Source organism: Variovorax paradoxus, assembly GCF_024734665.1.
In the GTDB taxonomy this organism is placed as follows: domain Bacteria; phylum Pseudomonadota; class Gammaproteobacteria; order Burkholderiales; family Burkholderiaceae_C; genus Variovorax.
The window spans coordinates 1,831,206-1,846,742 of record NZ_CP102931.1 but is presented as its reverse complement, the minus strand read 5'-3'; the positions used below and the strand labels follow the sequence as shown (position 1 = coordinate 1,846,742).

Here is a 15,537-nt window from a genome sequence, read left to right as displayed (position 1 = left end):
CTCTTCCCCAGAGCAACCCCGCTCCGGCCGCCGCGCAAAGGGACACGAGCACCGCGGCGACCGCACGGCGGCGCCAGGCGCCTTGACGCAAATCACTCACGCCGGCTCCTCGTCAAGCGGCAAGGCGCTGCGCGCGCGGGCGAGCCCGGAAGCCCACGAGCGGCAGCATCCTGCCGTGCTCGCGCGACGACTGGTCCTCGCTCGACGATTCCCCTGTGGACCGGTGCTGGCAGGACGAACAGGAGCCGTGGATCTGCACGTCGAAGGTGCCCGCCAGCGGGAGGCCCTTGCTCTGGGCCACGCGCACCAGCGCTTCGTGAAGCTCGCGGTCCTGCACCTCGGTGAACGTGCCGCATCCATTGCAGCGCATGCGCACGCTCAAGGCATCGGCATTCGCACCGGGCGCGGCGTAGCGGAACACCGCCAGCGCACCGCCGCGGCTGCGCGCCCATTCGCGCTCGATGAGCCCCGAATGTTCGAACTCCTTGAGGACGCGGTAGACCGTGGTCAGGCTGGCCGAGGTGCCGCGCAGCAGCATGCGGCGAAAGACCTCTTCACCGCGCTGCCATTCGCTGCCCGCGTCCGCCAGCGTCTGGAGCACGCACAGCCGGACCACGGACGGCCGGATTCGCGCCGCCCGCAACTGCGACATGAACACTGGCCGCTGCGTATCGTTGGTTTGCGGGCCGTCGTTCATGCAGCAAGACTCTCCAGGTGGGCGCGGGGCCGGTCGTCCGCGATGCGGCCGGCGCTCATGGTGATGACACGGTCGGCCAGGTGGAAGTAGCGGTCGTCGTGCGAGATCACGACCAGCAGGTGCCCCTTGGCACGCAGCTCGGGCAGCAGCTCGGTATAGAACAGGTGGCGGAAGGTCGGGTCCTGGTCGGCGGCCCATTCGTCGAACACCAGCACCGGGCGCCCTTCGAGGTAGGCATGCACCAGCGCCAGTCGCTTGCGCTGGCCGGTCGACAGGTCGGTGGTGGTGAACGCACCGTTCTTCAGGCTCACCTTGTGTGCGATTTCCAGGCGCTCCAGGTAGGGCAAGGCGCGCTGCGGCAGCACCTGCATGCTAGCCTCGCCCTGCTCTTCATCCGGGCCGGCTGCGAGGTCCTCGAACAGGTAGAAGTCGGAAAACACCGTGGTGAAGAGCTGGCGGTAGTCGTCGCGGCGCTCGGGGCCCACCGGGGTGCCGTCGATTGCCACCTCGCCTTGGTGCGGCGCGTAAAGGCCGAGCAGCAGCTTGATGAGCGTGGTCTTGCCGGAGCCGTTGTCGCCCACCACGAACACCATCTCGCCGCGGCGAAGCCGCAGGTCGATCGGCCCGAGCGCAAAGGCCTCGCCGCCCTCGGGCGCATCGAAGGCGTAACGCACGCCGCGCAACGCGATCTCATGCTCGAACTTCAGCTCGCTGCCGGCATGGCCAACGTGCAGGTGCGGCTCCGGCGTGGCGAAGCGCGCCGACAGGTCGGCAATGCGCCGGAATGCGACCCGCGCGCGCCCGACGGCAGGCAAGGCACCGGCGATCTGGTCCATCGGCCCCTTGAGGAACAGCAGCACCAGCACGAAGCCGCTGAGCACCGCGGGCTCGGTCGGGCGGAACGATGCCCAGCCCAGGATCAGCGCGATCAGCAGGAAGAACAGGCCCGAACCGAATGCGGCGGCAATGACGAAGGTGTTGATCGCACGCCCGTTGACCGTGCGGATGTTGTCGACGATGCGCTCGATCTGCCCGCCGAACATGCGCTGGCGGCGCACGCGGTGCATGCGCAGCTCCTTGGCGCCCTCGCTGATCGCGCGGTAGGCCTTGTGCAACTGGTCTTCATGCTCGCGCGCCTTCCAGAAACCGCTCACCCCGCGGAACTGCGCCATGGCCTGCACCGTCGCGCCGATCGCCAGCGCCACCAGCAGCACACCGAACAGCGGCAACGACAGGTAGGCCAGGTAGGCCAGGCAGCCGAGCGCCGTGACGCAGGCGATCAACGTCGCGGACAGCGCGAACGCCACGTCGCTGACCATGTCCACATCCTGCGATAGCACCGGCATCAGCCGGTGGGTGCGGTAGCGCTCCAGCGCGTCGATGGGTGCCGAAAGGATCTTCTGCGCCAGGCTCTTGCGGACCTGCGCGACCACCCGCTGGCCGACGAAGTTGGTCGAGACATCGGACACCATGCGCCCGAACAGCGCCACCGCGCACAGCCCGATGAACATCAGCAGCAGGCCGCCGGACAGACCACCCTGCCGGTTGAGCACCTGGTTGATGGTGCTCAGCAGCGCGACCGTGGCCGCGCCCGCGCCGATGCCCGTGACCGCCGACAGCAGGATCCACGGCAGAAACGGCTTGAGCAGGCGTGCGAACTCGCCGTCGGGAGCGGGGGCAGTTGTCATGCAAGAACTCTTTCCGCCCTTGGGCGACTGGGGTCCGGCGGCATGGGCAAGCCCTGCCGCCGGACGCGAAACGGATGGATGCACCCCTGCCGCGCCAGCTGGGCTACAGGGCTGCGGGCGGCAACGGACCGCCTGTACCCCACTTGACGGGTGGCCCGCGCAAATGTTCACGCCGCGCGGCATGAACACCTGCGCGGCCCATCCGTCCTAGCTTCATGCCCCCTGCAAACCGCTGCACCGCCGGCGCCCCCTCTTTCGCGACGACGCCATGATCGCCATGCTGGAACCCCTGTTCCAGGGCAACCTGGCGCCGCACGGCGAGGCGCTGCAGTGCGCGCCGCAACCGCCCGCGGGCGCGCTGCGCGTTGCCGACCTGGTGCATTCACCCGAACTGCTGGGCCGTGTGCTGCGTCTGCATGCGTCGCACCTGGGGGTCGAGGGCAAGGACCTGCGCGCAGTAGCTTCAGCCTGGAGCCTGGACTACCTCGGCATGCTGCTGCCGCCGGTCGCGGCCGCCGCCAGCGTACTGCAGCATGGGTTTCCCGTTGCCGCCGACCAGGTCTGGGTGCGCTTCGGCCCGCATGCCCACCCACTGAGCTTTCACATTCGCGAGCTGGGCCAGCCGCAACGCGGCGCGACCACCGAGGAACGCTACTCGGCGCTGCTGCGGCAGCACCTGGAGCCGCTGTTCTCGGCGCTGTGCCGCCTGACGGGCATCGCCGCCAAGATCCTCTGGGGCAACGCGGCGCGCAACCTCGAACCGGTGCTCGACCAGGCGCTTGCGTTGACCGGCGGGTCGCCGCCGATCGCCGGCGACAGGCAGCAGTTGCTGCACAACCCCGCCTGGCCGGCATGGAGCAATCCCCTGCCCGGGCGGCAACGCGAAATCCGCGTGCGCCTAGAGGGTCGCGAGCGGACCGTGAAGCTGCACCGCCAGTGCTGCCTCTTCCATCTGTTGCCACGCGAAGGCTACTGCGGCGCCTGCCCTCTGTCGCCGGCGCACCGCTGACAACGCCATCACGTCATCAAGTCATCACTTCTTCCATCCACCCACCCATCGAGCGCATATCCATGTCCAAGGCAAAACTCGTCTACATCATGTCCCTGAGGAATGCGGCCGCCGACAAGGCTGGCCAGTACATCGACTACAAGGGCGGGCAGCGCTACATGAAGTCCCCGCTGGAGTACCTGGCCGAGGCACTCGAGCGCACGCCGCTGGGCGATGCCTACTCGCTGGAGGCCGTGCTCTTCGACGACGACGAAGGCTCGCCGCGCGACCGCCAGGCGCTGCAGGACTACGGCTTCGGGTTCGACCCGGCCCGCCAATGGATCTACCCGGGCGATCTGCAGGTGCAGGGCCGCCGGGCCAACGACATCTTCCACAACGTGCCGTCGACCTACCGGCGGCTGCCGCTGGACGCGGCCGCCGAGCGCGCAGCCGGAAAGAAGGAGTTCGAGCAACACCTGCTCGAGCGGCTCACCGCGCTGGAGGCCGACCTTGTCGTGCTCGACGGCCTGCTGGTGATCCTCGACCAGCTGGCGCGCCCCGAAAGCCCCTTCTTCCGCCGGATCGTGAACATCCATCCGGGCATCACGCGCCTGGAGTCGCCCTTCGAGCGCCGCGGCGCCTGGGCCACGCTCGACGCGCTGTACGGCGCCAAGGGCCAGCGGGTGGTCGACTGGCGCACGCGCGAGACGGTCGCGATCGAGCCGGTGCTGAAGACCGGCGCCTCCTTCCACTACGTGGACACCGGCATCGATTCGGGCGAAGTCATCTTCGACGTGCTGGGCACCGACATCGACCCCACGGACACCATCCTCGAGCTGCGCTGGAACAACTTCAACCGCAGCCTCTTTCCCGCGCTCCACCAGGGCCTGGCCCTGATGGCCGAGACCGTGGAAGCGTGAACATCCCGCGCCGCCGAGCGTCTTCTTACACACGGCCCAGGGTGGGCTGCCGCATGCGGCGCGCCGCCCTCCACCACAGGAGTTGATTTCAATGCCACACGTCCATGATCTGGTCGGGATCGGGTTCGGCCCGTCCAACATCGCCCTGGCCATCGCCCTCGACGAGAAGCGCCATGCCGGCCGGCCGCTCGATGCACTGTTCATCGAGAAGCAGCTGAGCTTCGCCTGGCACCCGCACATGCTGCTGGACCACGCGCACATGCAGATCTCCTTCCTGAAGGACCTAGCGACGCTGCGCAACCCGACCAGCCGCTTCACCTTCATCAACTACCTGCACGAAAAAGGCCGGCTGACCGACTTCGCCAACCTGAAGAGCTTCTTCCCCAGCCGCCACGAGTTCAACGACTACCTCTCGTGGGCCGCCGAGCAGTTCGAAGACGCCTGCGCCTACGGCGAGGAGGTCTTCGAGGTGCTGCCCGAAGAAAAGGGCGGCGAAGTGGCCTTGCTGCGCGTGCGCTCGCGCAACCATGCGGGCAAGCTGGTCGAGCGGCTCACCCGCAACCTCGTGGTCAGCATCGGCGGCATGGCGAACATCCCCGACGGCTTTCGCGCACTCCGGAACGACCCGCGCGTCTTTCATTCGAGCAGCTACCTGCAGGACATCGCACGGCTGCCGGACGCCCGCCGCATCGCCGTGGTGGGCGCGGGGCAGAGCGCGGCCGAGATCTTCATGGACCTGCAGGGCCGGCCCGGCGCGCCGCAAGTCGACCTCGTCACGCGCTCGCGCTCGATCCGCCCGGCCGACGACAGCCCCTTCGTGAACGAGATCTTCAACGCCGAGTTCACCGACTACACCTTCAGCCGCTCCGACGAGGAGCGCGCCGCGCTGCTCGACGAGTTCTGGCACACCAACTACGCTGTGGCCGACCTGGAGCTGATCCAGCAGATCTACAAGGCCTTCTACCAACAGCGGGTGACCGGCGGCAACCGCCTGCGCTTCCTGCGCCGGCACGACATCCGCAACGTCACGGCCGACGACCAGGGCGTGCACCTGGCGCTGTGGGACCAGAACGCCCTGCGCGAGCACACCGTGCGCTACGACGCCGTGGTGCTCGCCACCGGCTATGTGCGGGAGCACCACAAGGCTCTGCTCGCGCCGCTGGCGGGCTACCTCGGCAGCTACGAGGTCGACCGGCACTACCGCGTGCTGGCCACGCCCGACTTCCATCCGGCCATCTACCTGCAGGGCGCCTGCGAGGATTCGCATGGCCTGAGCGACACCCTGCTGTCCGTCACCTCGGTCAGAACCGGCGAAATCGGCAGTGCCCTGCTGGCCACGCCGGCCGGCGCGGCAGTGCACCTCCGGCCGGAACCCGAGGCCGTCCAGACCTGAAATTCCGGCGCCGGACCCCGGCGTACTAAAGAATTGTGAAGGGGGAGTGTCTCTGTTTGATGAGTTCGAACGTCTTACTCATAGATGCGCCAGAGACCGGAAGTTGGGCCGGCATCCGCACCTGAATGTGAATGCGTCGTAATTCAAAAAACTGGAGTTGTTCTTTTATGCGTCCCCTGCCTCGTCAACATCTGCTGAATGCCGCGCTTGCCGCGGCGTTCGGTTCCGTTCTCACCGTCTGGGCCCCGCTGGCTTCAGCGCAAGCGCAGGCTTCCGGCCAGGCCGCGACGCAGGTGTTCGACGTGAAAGTGCCGTCGCAGGCGCTCGGCGCAGCGCTCAACGAGCTCTCGCGCCAGACCAGCGTGCAGGTGTTCGCTGCCGGCGAGGTGGTCGCGGGCACGAACTCGCGCGCCGTGCAAGGCAAGCTCACGGTCGACCAGGCCCTGGGCCAGATGCTCGCCGGCACCTCGCTCGAAGCAACGCGCGCCGCCAACGGCAGCTTCACGATCCGCCGCACCGCCGACCTTCCCAGTTCCCAGGGCACGCTGCCCGCGGTGCAGGTGGTGGCCAACGCCGACGAATCGCCCACCGGCCCGGTCACCGGCTACGTGGCCCGCCGCAGCAGCACGGCCACCAAGACCGACACGCCGGTGCTCGAGGTGCCGCAATCGATCTCCATCATCGGCCGCAATGAAATGGAGGCACGCGGCGCGCAGGACGTCATGGAGGCCATTCGCTACACGCCTGGCGTCACAACGAGCACGTACGGCCCCGACAACCGCGGCTGGGAATACATCCTGCTGCGGGGCTTCAGCACTTCCGCCAACGGCGTCTATCGGGACGGGCTCGCCCAGCCGGCGTTCGGCCCCACCTACTACCTGAGCGAACCGTATGGGCTGGAGCGCGTGGAGGTGTTGCGCGGCCCGTCGTCGATGGTGTTCGGCCAGGGCGACGCAGGCGGCATCGTCAACCGCGTGAGCAAGGAGCCGACCGGGGAGAAGAGCCGCGAAATCGAACTCCAGTACGGCAGCTACCAACGCAAGCAGCTGGCGTTCGACCTCGGCGACAAGATCGGCAACAACACCGACCTGAGCTATCGCCTGGTTGGCGTAGGCCTGGACAGCAACGACCAGGACAGATACCCCGACGGCCACAAGCTGAACCACACGCGCACCTACATCGCGCCTTCCGTGCGCTGGCAGCCCAATGCAACGACCTCGTTGACCGTCTTTGCGGAATACCTCAAGAACAACACGGCTGAAGACCCGTACTACCTCACCCAGAACTACGTTCTCTACCCCGTGAAGGTGGGCGACTACAGCTTCGGCCAGCTCAAGCAGAAGCAGGCCGCCATCGGCTACCGCTTCGAAACGGCCCTGAACGACACCTGGACCCTCCGCCAGAACTTCCGCTACAGCAGGATCGACTTGAACCGGCGGGCAGTCTGGGCCGGCTCGCTCGGCGATGACCAGCGCACGCTCTCCCGCGTTGCCAGAAGCTGGAACGACCCCGTGAACCTGGCAACGCTCGACACCAACGTGCAGGGCAAGCTGCAGTACGGCTCCGTCCAGCACACGGTGCTGCTCGGTTTCGACTACACCGACCAGAACGGCAAGCAGCGGCGTTTCCGCGGCGCGGCACCAGACCTCGACGTGCTCGCACCCGTCTACGGCCAGGCCGTGGCGATGCCCACCATCCCGGTGACCGATCTGTCGCAGTCGACACGCCAGATCGGCATCTACGCCCAGGACCAGATCAAGTTCGGCGACAAATGGGTCTTCACCGTCGGTGGCCGCCAGGATCAGGTACGCCAGAGCACCAGCAACTACCTGAGCGAGACCTTCACCCGGAAATCGGACAGTGCGTTCAGCGGCCGGGCAGGCCTTACCTACCTGCTCGGCAACGGCTGGGCGCCCTACATGAGCTACACCACGTCCTTCCTGCCCAACAGCGGCGTCGACGCGAACAACCAGCCCTTCGATCCCAGCCGCGGCAAGCAGGTCGAGGTCGGCGTCAAGTTCCAGCCCGAAGGCACGCGCACCCTGTTCACCGCCGCGGCTTTCGACCTGCGCAAGACAAACGTGGTCACCTACGACCCGGCGACCTCCGAGGGGCGCCAGATCGGCAAGCAGCGCTCACGCGGCATCGAGCTGGAGGCCAAGGGCGAGCTCGCACCGGGCCTGAACATCGCGGCCGCCTACACCTGGCTGGACATGAAAGTGCTCGCCAGCGCCGATCCGGACGAAGTCGGCAAGATCCCGCCGCTCGTGCCCAAGCAGTCCGCCTCGGTGTGGCTCGACTACACCCTGGGCAACGGCCTGGGCTTCGGCGGCGGCGTGCGCTACATCGGCAAGCGGCAGAACGACGAGTACAACACCACGTTCGAACGCGGCGTGACGCTCGTCGATGCGGCCGTGCACTACGAAACCGGTCCGTGGCGCTTCGCGCTCAACGTCTCCAACCTGGCGAACAAGAAGTACAACTCGATCTGCTACCACGGCGAGTGCTACCAGGGCACCCTCCGCACGGCGACCCTGACTGCCCGGTACAAGTTCTGATCTGTCCATCCCCCCGCATGAATGCGGGGGGCAGGCCATCCATCAGCGATCAGCGCGCGCCTGCTGTTTCCCTGTTTTGCGCATCGCACATGGCTGCATGCAGATGGCTCAACATCGCAGCGTGGCGCACGATGCCCTGATGGTCGGCATCCACTTCGACTGAAGCACGCGCTTCGCCGTCGAACTGCGACAGAAGCGCGGTCTTCTCTGCAACCGCTCTCCCCTTCTTCCACCAGAAATGCGGCGCCACGTTCAAGCGCGGGAATGCGGTGATCTTTTCCGTGATCGCGTTCATGCGCCGGGTTGCAACGATCCCCTGGACGATGTCGGCCGTCTTCATGCTCATGCCGGCCGCGGCCACGATTTCTTCGACAGCGTCGCGCACGGCATCGTCCGATGCTGAGCGGATCGGTTCGAACCTGTCGAGCATCGCGTTGACGGCTTCGCGGCCCATGCTGCCGTTCGCGGTGTCCAGAACGAAATCGCGGAAATCCTGGTACCAGCCGTCCGGATCGAAGCTCTCGTCCAGCAGGAAACTGTCGACCATGCCGAGGAAGGCGACGTCCACGCCCTCCTGCTCCAGCAGGCTGGCGACATGCACCGCAACAACCGCCCCCAGTGACCAGCCGACGATGCCAACGGCACCTTGCGGCCGCGTCTTGCGGATGAGATCGACGTAGTACCGGGCCATCTGCCCGATGGACTCCAGTCCGGTGATGTCGTCCGTGTAGCTCAGGCCGTAGACGGCACGCGAGTCTTCCAGGTAGCGCGCCATCGGCCGGTAGTCGACCGGATGGCGCAGCCCGGGCGGCACGCAGAAGAGCGGCATCGCTTCTGCCGGCCCGGCATACGCGTTCAGCAACTGGACGGGCTGCGGAGTCGCTCCGATGTCCAGCTGTGCAACCAGCCTGGCGATCGTCTGTTTCTGAAGCAGGTCCTGCAGGGAGATCTTCACGCCCAACGCACGGGACTTGTTGATCCTGGCCAGCAGCTTGAGCGCAACGAGAGAATCGCCGCCGAGCTCGAAGAAGTTGTCGTGGCGCCCCACGTGCGGCACACCCAGCACCTGCCCCCAGATCGCTGCCAGCGCGCCCTCCACCAGCCCCTGCGGCTCTTCGCCTGCCCGGGCCTCCCCGAACTCCGGCGCCGGCAACGCCTTGCGGTCGACCTTGCCATTGGCGTTCAGCGGCAATGTGTCCAGCACCACCAGCGCCGCCGGCACCATGTAGTCCGGTAACGCCCCGGCAAGACGTTCACGCAACACGGTTGTCTCGATGGCTTGCCCGGCGTGGGCAGAGACATAGCCCACCAGCCGGGCCCCGCTCGCGGCATCTCGTGCCACCACCACCGCTTCGCGCACTTCGGGCTGCGCCAGGAGTTGCGCCTCGATCTCGCCCAGCTCGATGCGGAAGCCCCGCACCTTCACCTGGTGATCGATGCGCCCCAGGTACTCCAGTTGGCCTTCCGCATTCCAACGCACGAGGTCGCCCGTGCGGTACAGCCGGGCCCCATCTTCCGTCGCGATAAAGCGCTCTGCAGTAAGGCCCGCCCTGTTGAGATAGCCGCGTGCAAGGTTGACCCCGCCCAGGTACAACTCTCCCGCCGCTCCTGCAGCTACCTGGTTGAGTTCCGCATCCAGCACATACGCCTGGGTGTCGCTGATGGGTCGTCCGATCGGCACCTGGCTGCGCCCGTCGTCCCGGCAGGTCCAGTGCGTCACGTCGATGGCTGCCTCGGTCGGACCGTAGAGATTGCACAGCACTGCCTGCGGCAGCCGCCTGAACACTTCGTTCTGTGCTTCGGCCGACAGGGCCTCGCCACTGCACACAATGCGCCGCAGACTGGTGCAGGCCTCGATGCCCTCGTGGGCCAGAAAGGCCTGCAGCATCGAGGGCACGAAGTGCAGGATCGTGACCCGGTGCTGCCCGATCAAGGTTCGCAAACGTGCCGGGTCGCGGTGGTCGCCCGGAAGAGCAACCGCCAGGCGGGCGCCGAACATCAAGGGCCAGAGAAACTCCCACACCGACACGTCGAAGCTGAAGGGAGTCTTCTGCAGCACGGTGTCGTTGGCGCCGAGTGCATAGGCTTGCTGCATCCAGGCAAGGCGGTTGTACAAGGCGCCATGACGGTTGGCGGCGCCCTTCGGCTTGCCGGTGGAGCCGGAGGTGTAGATGACGTAGGCGAGGTTCTCGCCGTTCAACGCAATCTGCGGATCGGCCCCGGATTCAGCACGAACGTCCAGCGCGTCTAACGACAGCACCTGCACAGCCTCGGCGCCCGGCACGGTGAGATGGCTCTGCGTCAACACCAGTCCGATGCCGCTGTCGGCCACCATGTAGGCCAGCCGCTCCGCCGGGTAGTCCGGGTCCAGCGGCACATACGCACCGCCTGCCTTCAGGATCGCCAGGATTCCCACCACCATCTCGATGGAGCGCTCCACCGCGATGCCCACCTTCGCCTCGGGCCTTACGCCAAGGCCGATCAGATGATGTGCGAGGCGGTTCGCCCTCGCGTTGAGCTGCGCGTAGCTCAGCGTCTCTTCGCCGAAGCTCAGGGCCGGCGCATCCGGGGTTCGTTGGACTTGCCTCTCGATCAGCCGATGCACCGGTGTCGCGTCTTCATGGCGCTGCGTGTTCACACTCCACGCCACGAGTTGCGCGCGCTCCGCCGCGCTGCAAAGATCGACGCCCGAAAAGGCTTGGCCGGGATCGACCGTCAACGCCTCGAGCAGGCGCACGTACCAGCCTGCCAGCCGCGCCACGGTCGCCTCGCCGAAAAGGCCCGTGTTGTATTCGATCTGCGCGTGCGCCCGCGTCGGTTCGATGAAGAAATCCAGTGACAGGTCGAACTTGGCGCTCGCATTGCGGGCACCGATCTCCTCCGTGCGCGCATCGCCGAACGCGAGGCCGGCAGCGCTGTCGCCCATCTGCACGCCGAACATCACCTGGAACAACGGGTTGCGCGACGCGTCGCGCTTCACGTTGCGGCTGGCCAGCAGCGCCTTGAGCGGAAGGTCCGCATGCTCCAGCGCGGACAACGAATCGCGCCGCACCCGTCGGCAGATTTCGAGCAACGTGGCGCGCGGCTCCAGCCGCGCCCGAAACACCTGGGTCGTGATGAAAAACCCGACCAGATCGCGTACCTCGTCGCGATGGCGACCGGCATTGGCCACGCCGACGGCAAAGTCGTTCTGGCCGCTGTACCAGCCCAGCAGCATCTGCCAGGTCGCGAGCAGGACAACGAAGGGCGTGCACTTTTCCGAGCGGCAGAACTTCTGCAACGCCACTGCCAGTGCGGGCTCCAGCTCGAAGCGATGCACGGCACCGTCGAAGGTCTGCCGCGAGGAACGAACCCCGTCCAACGGCAGTTCCAGCGGCGGTACATCGGCACCCAGATGGGTGTTCCAGTAGTTCAGCTGCGTCGCCAGGGCCTCGCCCTGCAGGCGTTCCCGCTGCCACAGTGCGTAGTCGGCGTACTGGACCGGCAAGGCCGGCAGCCGAACGGCCGCGCCCGCGGCCAATGCCAGGCGGTAGGCTGAAGCGAGGTCTGCCGCGAGGATAGGGTTGGACCAGGCATCCGACACGATGTGATGCAGGCAGACCGTCAGCACATGCTCTTCGTCCGACAGCCGGATCAACCTCGCCACCAGCGCGGGCGCGGCGCCCAGGTCGAACACGTGCAGGGCCATCCCGCTCGTCAGCGCATCGACACGCGCCTGTCGCACGGCCCCGGACTCCAGGGACAGGTCGAACCGCTCCAGCACGAACGTCACGTCTTGCGCCATCTGCTGCATGGGAACGCCGTCTTTCTCGAAGAAGCGGGTACGCAGGATGCCGTGGCGATCGATCACGGCCTGGAACGCCCGCTCGAGCGCATCCGCATCCAGCGGGCCCTGCAGGCGGAGCATCCTCGGCAGGTTGTAGGCCGTCAGCCCGGGCTCCAGGCGCTGCAGGAACCAGAGTTGCTCCTGCGCATGGGACAACGGCACCTCGTCGCCGTTCGACACGCGGCGGCGGATTTCGTCGTCTTCCTCCGCCCACTCGTCTGCTGCTGAAATTCGCTGCGCCGCATGGGTGCTGTTCATCACTGTTCCATCTTGCATATCAAACTGATCCTGAGTCCTTGAGGCGAGCTTGTTCATGCGTGTGCGCCAGCAGTTCCATTCGCTCGACGTCCTGCTCCTCCAGCGCGCGAAGTGCCGCCGCCAGCGTGGCGACGGTGGGATGGTCGAACACCAGCCCCGGCGCTATGTCGAGTCGCAGCAGCTTGCGGATGCGCGCCACCAGCTTGATCACGAGCAGCGAGTGCCCGCCCAGTTCGAAGAAGTCGTCTTCCACGCCGATGACGTCGCGCTGAACGAGGCTGGCCATGCACTGCGCCAGCACCGATTCGAGCGCGTCGCGCGGGGCCGTCACCACCGGCTCCCGGTCATCGACACGTGCTGCGGGCAGCAACGACTGGCGATCGATTTTTCCGTTCGACAGCCGCGCGAACTCCGCAACGAAGGTGCAGCGTGCGGGCACCATGTGCGCGGGCAGCAGCATGCCCAGCTGCCCGGTCAGCGCCGAACGGTCGGCCTCCGATGCAAGCAACTCGTCTGCCACGACGAAGGCCCGGAGCTCGGCGTCGCCTCCACCACCCGACACCGCCAGCACCACGGCCTGCCGTACGCCGGGTTGCGACAGCAACACCGCCTCTACCTCGGCCGGCTCGACGCGAAAGCCCCGGATCTTGATCTGGTCGTCAGCCCGCCCTGCCAGGCGGATGCCACCCTCGGGCAGCACGCAAGCCAGGTCGCCCGTGCGGTAGAGCTTTTGCCCGGGCTGGAATGGATCGGCCACGAAAGCGCCTTCCACTTCCCGGTTCAGATAGCCGCGGCACAGCTGCGCACCGCCGACATACACCGCCCCCAGCGCACCGCTCGGCACCACGCGCAAGGCCTCGTCCAGTACATGGATGCGGTTGTTCGCCAGCACGCGCGACAGCGGCAGTACCGAAGACGCGGCGCCTTCTGCCGGCACACGATGCACCATCACACCCACCGTCGTTTCAGTGGGGCCGTAGTGGTTGTAGACCACAGTTTCTGGTGCAAGCCGGGCGATGCGCTCGACGAGTGAGCGCGGTGCGGCCTCGCCGCCCAGCACCAGCGTGCCGGGCAGCTTCGGTGCCTCGTCCTCGAGCAAGGCCTCCAGGTGGGAGGGCACCATCTTGAGTGCGTCGATCCGGCATTCGCGCATAAAGCCCGCGAAAGCGCGCGCATCCTTCACGTCGCCGGGGCCCGCCACGACGAGGCAGGCGCCGTTGTGGAACGCACCGAAGAGCGCCGTGTTGCCCAGGTCCGCGACGACCGAGCTGGTGAGCGCCCAGCGACGGCAGCGGCCCAGGTCGATGGCCGACGACACTGCCGCCACGTAATTGAGCAATTGCCCCTGCTCGATCACCACGCCCTTGGGCGTTCCCGTCGAACCTGAGGTGTAGAGCACATAAGCCAGGTCCCGCATCGCAGGCTGGTGTGCCGGCGCGCTATCGGCAAGGCCATCGAGGTCCATGTCACCGAGCGACGCCTGCCGCCACGGCGCATCGCCGGGCGAAGCCGATCCGGTGGCATGGAGCACGAGCGACGGCGCGGCGTCTTCCAGCACGGCCTGGCGGCGTGCGGCAGGCCATTCGGGGTCCAGCGGCAGGTAGCCCGCCCCGATGCGCCAGCTCGCGAACATTGCCACCAGCAAGTCGGCCGACCGCGGAAGGTTGAGCGCCACCAGCGTTCCGGCCGTGGCGCCCCGGGCTCGCAGCCAGTGCGCCATCTGGTTGATTCGCGCATCGAGTTCGCGATAACTCAGAAGCACATCGCCTGCCTCCAGCGCGGGCGCGTCCGGCGTCGTCTGCGCCCAGCCGGCGACCTGTTCGGCCAGCGTGAGGGTTCCGAAATCCGCCTTCTCGCCACGGGCTGCGAGCAGCAGCAATTCGCGCTCGCGCGAACCGACCAGCGCGAGGCTGCCAACCGGCGCGCGAGGCTGCGCCACGGCATCCTCGAGCAGCGTGCCGTACTGCCACAGCAACCGTTCCACGGCCTGCGGTGAATAGCGCGATGCGTCCGCATGCACGGACAGCGTGAACGCCTGGCCGGCCTGGCCGACCTGCAGGGCCAGTTCAAAACAAGGCTGCGGCCCGGGCGCGGCGTCCACACACCATGCCATGGCGCCGTGCGACCGCACTGGCACCTCGTCGAAACCGAAGCCCACGTCGAGGTGCGCGGAGATCGGCGGCGCATCGATCGCCCAGTACTCCTGCGCCTCGGTATGCGCCTCGACTGTTTTGCCCAGGCGCCCGACCCAGTCGGAGAAGCGCTCTTCAGGCGCGACGTCCACGACCACGGGCAGGATCTTCTCGAAGACGCCCACTGCTCCCTGCATCACTTCGTAGTTGCGCCGGCAATCGTTCTGCCAGCCGGCGACGAAGGGCCGGTGGCCCGTCAGCCGGGCCACGAGCAGCCACCAAACGGCCTGCAGCAGCGAGTCTGTGCCGCACCCGAGCTGCCCGGCCACTTCCTGCATGCGGGCGGCGAGCGCCGCGTCAAGAGGAAGGGCGAGGCTGATGCGAGTCGGTGTGCCTTCGCACTCCCCGTCCGCCCGGGCGTTCAGGCGCGGTGCCTGCAGCATGTCTGCGCGGTCGATGTAGGCATGCCAGTAGCCACGCCCGTCGGCCGCTTCGTCGTCGCTGTCGAGCTCCTGGCGCCATTCGACGAACTGCGCGTACTGGAAGACCTCGTCCGCATCGACGACCTGCCCCGTCAGGTACGCCGTGGCAATCTGATCCAGCAAGCCCTGCAGGCTGCCCTTGTCCGCAGCGAACACGCTGGCAACCAGCAATAGCTTGTGCCGTGTTTCTCCGAGCCGGGCGATTCCGATGCGCAGCAGCGCGCCGCTCGCGACATCCAGCGGCTCTTCCGTGCACACGGCGATCCAGTCGGCCAATGCGGTCGCACTGTCGGCGTTGCCGCGAAGATCAATTTTTTTCAGGCCCGGCGCGACCACCGCATCGAGTGCCTGTTGCCGCAGGCCCCGGAAGCCGGGCACCTGCAACACAGCCGAGCGCAGGGCCACATGGGCCTGCACCACCGACTGCACCGCTGCCTGCAGGCGCGCCGCATCGAGCTCGCCGTCAAGATCGGCCAGCAACACGAGCTTGGGCGCGCCGGTCGCGGCCTGTTCCCCATGCTGGGCCCAGATGGCGCGCTGCTCCGGACTGAGCGGCAAAGCGGAACTCGTGGTTTCAAGGATGGCAGCCATGGCT

8 protein-coding genes are annotated in these 15,537 nt (G+C 67.2%); 4 read left to right on the top strand and 4 right to left on the bottom strand.

Annotated elements, in window-relative coordinates:
• Positions 1 to 112 precede the first annotated feature (112 nt).
• A complete protein-coding gene (locus NWF24_RS08545) occupies positions 113 to 697 on the bottom strand; it encodes a Fur family transcriptional regulator (RefSeq protein ID WP_258353809.1) in 585 nt (194 codons plus the stop codon).
• Positions 694 to 2,385, bottom strand: coding sequence for a cyclic peptide export ABC transporter (locus tag NWF24_RS08540; RefSeq protein ID WP_258353808.1), 1,692 nt, complete (start codon positions 2,383 to 2,385; stop codon positions 694 to 696). The genes NWF24_RS08545 and NWF24_RS08540 overlap by 4 nt, the downstream gene beginning before the upstream one ends.
• Positions 2,386 to 2,653: 268 nt before the next feature.
• On the opposite strand from NWF24_RS08540, the gene fhuF reads away from it, so the two are divergent.
• The 4 genes from fhuF to NWF24_RS08520 all read left to right on the top strand — a co-directional run bounded on the left by fhuF (position 2,654) and on the right by NWF24_RS08520 (position 8,244).
• Complete coding sequence (gene fhuF, locus NWF24_RS08535; RefSeq protein ID WP_258353807.1) at positions 2,654 to 3,394, top strand: siderophore-iron reductase FhuF; 741 nt, start codon at positions 2,654 to 2,656, stop codon at positions 3,392 to 3,394.
• Between the two features lie 62 nt (positions 3,395 to 3,456).
• Entirely contained in the window at positions 3,457 to 4,293 is an 837-nt protein-coding gene (locus NWF24_RS08530; protein ID WP_258353806.1) for a N(5)-hydroxyornithine transformylase PvdF, read from the top strand.
• A 91-nt stretch (positions 4,294 to 4,384) separates the two neighbouring features.
• Positions 4,385 to 5,686, top strand: a complete 1,302-nt coding sequence (locus NWF24_RS08525) for a lysine N(6)-hydroxylase/L-ornithine N(5)-oxygenase family protein (RefSeq protein ID WP_258353805.1) — start codon at positions 4,385 to 4,387, stop codon at positions 5,684 to 5,686.
• Between the two features lie 167 nt (positions 5,687 to 5,853).
• Complete coding sequence (locus NWF24_RS08520) at positions 5,854 to 8,244, top strand: TonB-dependent siderophore receptor (RefSeq protein ID WP_258353804.1); 2,391 nt, start codon at positions 5,854 to 5,856, stop codon at positions 8,242 to 8,244.
• 49 nt (positions 8,245 to 8,293) lie between these two features.
• On the opposite strand, the gene NWF24_RS08515 is transcribed toward NWF24_RS08520, so the two are convergent.
• Positions 8,294 to 12,385: an amino acid adenylation domain-containing protein gene (locus tag NWF24_RS08515; RefSeq protein WP_258353803.1), complete on the bottom strand. Its 4,092-nt coding sequence runs from the start codon at positions 12,383 to 12,385 to the stop codon at positions 8,294 to 8,296.
• On the bottom strand, positions 12,348 to 15,533 hold the full coding sequence (locus NWF24_RS08510) for a non-ribosomal peptide synthetase (protein ID WP_258353802.1): 3,186 nt from the start codon (positions 15,531 to 15,533) through the stop codon (positions 12,348 to 12,350). The genes NWF24_RS08515 and NWF24_RS08510 overlap by 38 nt, the downstream gene beginning before the upstream one ends.
• Positions 15,534 to 15,537: the final 4 nt, after the last annotated feature.

What these genes read in the sequence shown, in the direction of transcription:
- fhuF (WP_258353807.1), top strand. Translation starts at nt 2,654, where the DNA reads ATGATCGCCATGCTGGAACCCCTGTTCCAGGGCAACCTGGCGCCGCAC.
- NWF24_RS08530 (WP_258353806.1), top strand. Translation starts at nt 3,457, where the DNA reads ATGTCCAAGGCAAAACTCGTCTACATCATGTCCCTGAGGAATGCGGCC.
- NWF24_RS08510 (WP_258353802.1), bottom strand. Translation starts at nt 15,533, where the DNA reads ATGGCTGCCATCCTTGAAACCACGAGTTCCGCTTTGCCGCTCAGTCCG.
- NWF24_RS08545 (WP_258353809.1), bottom strand. Translation starts at nt 697, where the DNA reads ATGAACGACGGCCCGCAAACCAACGATACGCAGCGGCCAGTGTTCATG.
- NWF24_RS08515 (WP_258353803.1), bottom strand. Translation starts at nt 12,385, where the DNA reads ATGAACAAGCTCGCCTCAAGGACTCAGGATCAGTTTGATATGCAAGAT.
- NWF24_RS08540 (WP_258353808.1), bottom strand. Translation starts at nt 2,385, where the DNA reads ATGACAACTGCCCCCGCTCCCGACGGCGAGTTCGCACGCCTGCTCAAG.
- NWF24_RS08525 (WP_258353805.1), top strand. Translation starts at nt 4,385, where the DNA reads ATGCCACACGTCCATGATCTGGTCGGGATCGGGTTCGGCCCGTCCAAC.
- NWF24_RS08520 (WP_258353804.1), top strand. Translation starts at nt 5,854, where the DNA reads ATGCGTCCCCTGCCTCGTCAACATCTGCTGAATGCCGCGCTTGCCGCG.